General features: G+C 40.2%; 4 protein-coding genes. 2 read left to right on the forward strand and 2 right to left on the reverse strand.

Annotated features, from left to right (window positions below):
* On the forward strand, positions 1-240 hold a 240-nt coding region (locus tag ABZB17_RS19870; RefSeq protein ID WP_372652889.1), incomplete at its 5' end, for a fibronectin type III-like domain-contianing protein.
* An 18-nt stretch (positions 241-258) separates the two neighbouring features.
* A complete protein-coding gene (locus ABZB17_RS19875; protein WP_372652891.1) occupies positions 259-1,872 on the forward strand; it encodes a sulfatase in 1,614 nt (537 codons plus the stop codon).
* Positions 1,873-2,089: 217 nt separating this feature from the next.
* Here ABZB17_RS19875 and ABZB17_RS19880 read toward each other — a convergent pair whose 3' ends face one another.
* Positions 2,090-4,048 (reverse strand): ATP-binding protein, encoded by a 1,959-nt coding sequence (locus ABZB17_RS19880; RefSeq protein ID WP_372652894.1) that lies wholly within the window; start codon positions 4,046-4,048, stop codon positions 2,090-2,092.
* Positions 4,049-4,383: 335 nt separating this feature from the next.
* On the reverse strand, positions 4,384-5,504 hold a 1,121-nt coding region (locus ABZB17_RS19885), incomplete at its 5' end, for an efflux RND transporter periplasmic adaptor subunit (RefSeq protein ID WP_372652896.1).

Here is a 5,504-nt window from a genome sequence, read left to right on the forward strand (position 1 = left end):
GTTCAGCTGTATATCCGCGATATGGTAGCCAGTACTACTCCTCCGCTACGTTTGCTGAAAGGATTTGAAAAAGTTTTTATTTCAAAAGACGAAACCAAAACGGTGGAATTTACCATTACCAACGAAGATCTGGCATTTTATCATGCCGACCTGTCGTTTTATGCCGAACCCGGAGAATTTGAAATTTATGTCGGAGGTGATTCAAACGCCTCGCTGGCAACAAAATTTACATTGAAATAAAAACCTAAACCAACTAAAATGAGAAGTTTTTATGTCATAATTCTTTTTGTATCCGCAGTCCTTTTAGGGGCTTGCTCGCAAAAGGAAAGTGAATCGCAGCGTCCGAATATTATTTTTATCATGAGCGACGATCATGCGTACCAGGCCATTAGTGCCTACGACGACAAATTGATACAAACGCCAAATATCGATAGGATTGCCGACGAAGGAATGTTGTTTACCAATGCCTGTGTTTCGAACTCGATTTGTGCTCCGTCGCGGGCAACCATTCTTACCGGAAAACATACGCACATACACGGAAAGATCGACAATAATTTTCCTTTCGACACAACCAATGTAACTTTCCCGCAACTATTACAGAATGCCGGCTATCAAACCGCTATGTTTGGCAAGCTGCATTTCGGAAACAATCCGAAGGGTTTTGATGAGTTTAAGATCCTTCCCGGGCAAGGCGATTACTACAATCCCGATTTTATTACCAACACCGGCGATACAACCATTCAGGGCTATGTAACCGATGTAATCACCGATCTAACAATCGACTGGATGGATAACCGCCGGCAAGACGATAAGCCCTTTTTGCTGATGTATTTGCACAAGGCACCTCATCGCGAGTGGTTCCCGGCCGAACGACATTATAAAGAGTTTACCCAAAAAACTTTCCCCGAACCGGAGACTTTGTTCGATGATTACAAAGGCAGAGGAACAGCAGCTAAAGAAGCTGAAATGAATCTGTTAAAACACATGACGGTTTCGGCCGATAACAAAATTTATCCAGAGTTGGCAAAAGAGCTGGGCGTTACGGAAATGTCGGAATGGGGATTTAATGTTTTCAAAAGCAAATATGCCCGTTTTACCGATGAACAAAAGGCAAACTGGGATGCTGTCTACGGACCAATAAACGAGAAGTTTGCAGAAATGTACCCTACCATGAACGACTCGGCATTTATGCGTTGGAAATACCAGCGTTATATGCAGGATTACCTGGGCTGTATTGCATCGGTAGATGAAAATGTTGGTCGGTTGCTCGATCATTTGAAAGAGAAAGGACTGGACAAAAATACAATTGTTGTTTATACATCTGATCAGGGATTTTATCTGGGAGAACACGGCTGGTTCGATAAACGTTTTATATACAATGAATCGTTTAAAACACCGCTTTTGGTAAAGTGGCCGGGGAAAATTGCTCCGGGATCGGTATCGGATGAAATGGTGCAGAACCTCGATTTTGCACAAACCTTTCTGGAAGCTGCCGGTATTGAAGCACCGTCGGATATGCAGGGCGAAAGCCTGATACCGCTGCTGGCTGGCGACACCGCTTCCTGGACCCGCGATGCGGTTTATTACCATTATTATGAGTACCCGGGTTTCCATATGGTGAAACGCCACTACGGAATTGTAACAACCGATTTTAAACTGGCGCACTTTTACTACGATGTTGACGAGTGGGAATTATACGACCGCAAAAATGATCCGCTGGAATTGAATAATGTATTCGACAATCCTGCATATGCCGATGTTGTTGCGACATTGAAAAAACAGTTAAAGGATTTACGTGTGCAATACAAAGATTCTGATGAGCTGGATCAGGCTTTTATCCAAAAGTATAAAGACCGGGGGTTGATAAAATAAACCTTTAATTCCCCTTTCTACAAAATACAATATCGGCAAGTTGCTATTCATTCAGCTTGCCGATATTTATTAAGGTAGTATATCTTTCTCCCCGTAACCAAATATCTCAAAAGAGTCGAACGTTGATATTCCCGTTAAAATTCTCAATCAGCTTATGGTCTAAACATCCCTACTCAGCTTTGCAAATTAATACGGTCAATTATCGGTTTGACGTTTTTTAAACACCAGTTACTGAAATAGAGAAGGTACTCCCTTTACCTTTTGTACTATCCACCTTAATTGTTGTACCCATTTTTTGTGCCAACTCCTGACATAATATCAAACCAAAACCACTACCTGTTTCACTGGCCGTTCCGTTTGTAGATTTTGTTTTATCTACCCCGAACAAATTGGCCATTCTTTCTTCGTCAATTCCAACTCCATTATCGGTAATTTTCACTATGTAAGAAACCTCTCCAGCTGCATTCTTCGAATCAACCGAAATGATCACCTTTCCATTTTCAGGTGTAAATTTAATGGCGTTCGAAATCAGGTTACGTAAAATTGTTTCGAACAAGTTTACATCGGCAAAAACTTTTATGGTTGTATGAAGTTCATTTAAAAGATGTACTCCTTTTGTTTTAGCCTGTTTATTATAATAGCGCGACAAATTGTTACAAACCTCCAGCAAATCAAATTCAACCGGCTGTACATCTATTTTTCCAGATTTCGACATGGACCATTTCAAAAGGTTTTCGAGTAGCGCAAATAAGTTGTGTGACGATTCCCGCAAAGAATCTAAAAAGTTTTTACGTGTTTCTTCACCCATCTCGTAATACTGCTCATATAGTAAATCCAGAATATTATTTTGACTCCCCAATGGACCACGTAAATCATGAGCCAAAACCGATAGAAACTTGTTCTGCATTTCAACTGCATTTTTCAGTTCCGCCTCCGATTTGATCAAGCGCTGTTCCCGTTTTTTATTTTCAGTAACTTCATACGAATTAAAAATAACAGTATTGGTATCTTTGTTACTGATACGCGCCGAAAACCACCGTTCTTCATTACGAATAATAACCGGATATTCAACTACCACAAGCTCCCTGTTAGTAATGCATTTGTTAATTGCCTTCTTAAAAAAACGGGCTTTTTCCTTATCAAATATTTCATCCACATTTTTACCACGCAATTCATTTTCGGGTAAAACAAGCATATCCGGATTAATTGAATTAATATCCACATAGTTACCTTCACGGTCAAACTCAATAATAATACTATCAAGCGAATTAAAGACAGCCTTTAACTGCCGTTCGTTTATTCTTAATTTAATCACAGACCGTGCAAAAAGCCACATTAACACACTAATCACCAGCGCACTAACAACAAGCGAATTAAGCAACGTTTTATCCTGATTAAAATAAGCATTCCATCCCTTAACCGGAACTGCTGCCAAGGCCCAATGCCCAATTGGAAGATCAATATTAACAAGTACAGGATCTTTGTCGAAAATTTCATCATCTCCCCAAAAAGCGGCGCCGTTGTTACCAGATCCGTCGTAACCACGAAGTGCATATTTATAAGGGGAGCTCTCATTGTGGAGCCCCGCTTCATTAAAAAGCCTGTCTTGATCTATTACGATATCTGTGAGCCCCCAGAAGTCATTTTCAAGGCCTTTGGTTTTATCAAAAATTGGAGTGTAACTAATAAAAGCAATACCTCCTTCAACCAATTCAACCGGACCTGCAATAAATGTCAGTTGGGTTTCAATGGTTTTTTCAACCATTTCTCTCCGTTCAGGATGATCCAGCAAGTTTAACCCTACCGCTTCTTCATGTCCGTTAAAAGGATAAATTGAACTTATAATACAATCTTTAGCCAACGCCATTGTTCCAATAACGGTATCGCCCTTTATGTATTCTTTAGCTAATTCCGAGAATTCTAAATCAGTAATTTCAGGATTTAGAGCAACATAACCAGCCACTCCCCGCGTGTAGTAGATGCGCGAATAAAGTGCTTTCTCCAGATTGGATTTTTTACCAGTCATTTGGGCTAGTATCTCGCTCCGCACGTCTTTTTCCCATTGCCCCATTTTAAATTTATAAAAGGCAAAGGAACAGGCTACAAGAACAATAAAAACAAACGAAGCAAGCAAAGCAGGACTTAGTTTAGCGGCAAGAGAGTTTCTCCTTCTCATTAAATTTTGGTTTTATCGAACAACTTAAAAACGTAAAAATATAAATTATTAACGTAGCAAATCAATGTTAATCCATTACAATTCTTGCTAACTAAAATTTGCAATTAATACTTCTGTTAAATTAATATTTTAATTTCCACGGTCTGTCTTTACCATGTCTTTCGGTCAGATGATATAACTACCAGCCCTACACAGACGAGCCTCTGAAACAAGATTAGGGCAACATAACAATTATGTGTGGTTACAAAAAACAAAGATTAATATTCATTTCTGCCATTAACTTCCAGAATGTAATTTAAGTCCAACAATTTATAGGTGTAATAATGTAGCATAATTTAAAGCGCAGATGTAGCAGAAGGATCTTCAACCCGAATAACATCGCCTTCGTTAACGCCTGAAATAATTTCGCAGTAATCTTTACCAATGATTCCCAAAACAATTTCGGTGCGAATAACCTCATCTTGTTTTTGAAGCAAAACATCAAAATGTTGCGACAATGTCATTCCCGGTAATTTTCGTATTCGTAGCACATTATCCTTATCATTGGCTTTTACCAGAAGTTCAACATTTTCAGCTCCTTTAAGTTTTTGCTGATCATTTTCGGCAACAAAAACATCAAACGATACCGACTCCGAATTTTCATCGTCGTATACCTGGCCAATGGTTCCCATAAACGTCTCATCATTCACGGTCACTTCCACTTCTCCCCCGGGCTGAATACGATCGAGTTTATTTCTTCCGGCAGTTCCAACAATTTTAGAGGTGCTTTCATCGGCAATTTTTACCAATGCCTGATCGAGCGAAACATAGTCGCCAACACTACCTGCTATTTCCAGCAAAACACCCGAAACAGGTGCTTTTACATCCGTTTTTTGTAAAATGGCACGTTGTGTATTCAGACTTTTTTTAAACGATTCGATTTGTAAGGCCAGGTTGCGCTCATCCATTTCCAGCTGCTGCAAACGTAGCGAATTCTTTTCGGCCTGGTTGTTTAAATCCTGCTCAGCCAGCAAAAGGTTTTGTTTTATTTGGTCAACCCGGGCCTGAGATGTGCCGCCGGCTTCCAACAGTTTTTCCTGCTGCTCGAGCGAATGTTGCATATTCAGAACACGTGCCTTTTTTGCCTCTTCCCCCTGGTTCAGGTCAAGCTGAACACTTTTTACATTTAAGCGGTTTTTCTCAAGGGCATTTTCTTTTTGTTGTATCTGGTTATTCAGATCGGCAATTTCTTCCAGTAATTGTGCTTTGCTGAGCTGCATAATAAGCTCCCCTTTTTCAACCCGCTGGCCGGGCATCTTGTGTAAAGCAACCACCGAGTTTCTCAAAGGATTTAGCACCGACACCACATTGGCCGCGCGCACACTTCCCTGACACTTAAACGAAGCCACTACCGGGCCACGATCTACAACTTCGGTTTTAATAGCTGATTTATCCGAAGTTCCTTTACAGGCAAACA

The sequence above is a fragment of the Draconibacterium sp. genome, assembly GCF_041583095.1.
GTDB lineage: Bacteria > Bacteroidota > Bacteroidia > Bacteroidales > Prolixibacteraceae > Draconibacterium.